Annotated in this window: 1 protein-coding gene; it reads right to left on the bottom strand. The window is 47.5% G+C overall.

The genetic code is table 11. The features are described from left to right. On the bottom strand, positions 1–295 hold a 295-nt coding region (locus tag SB772_RS40010; RefSeq protein ID WP_410838518.1), incomplete at both ends, for a hypothetical protein.

The raw sequence follows: 295 nt of genomic DNA, 5'->3' as shown, positions 1-295 counted from the left end.
ACCATTATCAAGCCCTGTATTGGTCAAGCTGACATTAGTGATGCCAGCAGGAGCCCCTGCTGCTTTGGTGATGGTGATGCCATTACCATTAACGGTTGTGGCACCAGTCGTTACGCTGCCACTATCTCCTAGAGCTAGGTTTTTGTTTAGGCTAACTTGTACGCCATCAGTGGTCGTGGTACTGGTTAGGTTGCTGTCGCCTTTAACATTAATGGTGTCGCCTAAGGCAAATTGGTTGTTGGTTGTACCATTACCAAATTTGATGCCTTTGTTAATCTCGGCGGTGTTGCTGGTC

The organism is Paraburkholderia sp. SIMBA_030 (assembly GCF_046535245.1).
Classification (GTDB): domain Bacteria; phylum Pseudomonadota; class Gammaproteobacteria; order Burkholderiales; family Burkholderiaceae; genus Paraburkholderia.
The sequence above is the reverse complement of the archived record's forward strand: the minus strand, read 5'-3'. Positions and strand labels throughout refer to the sequence as shown.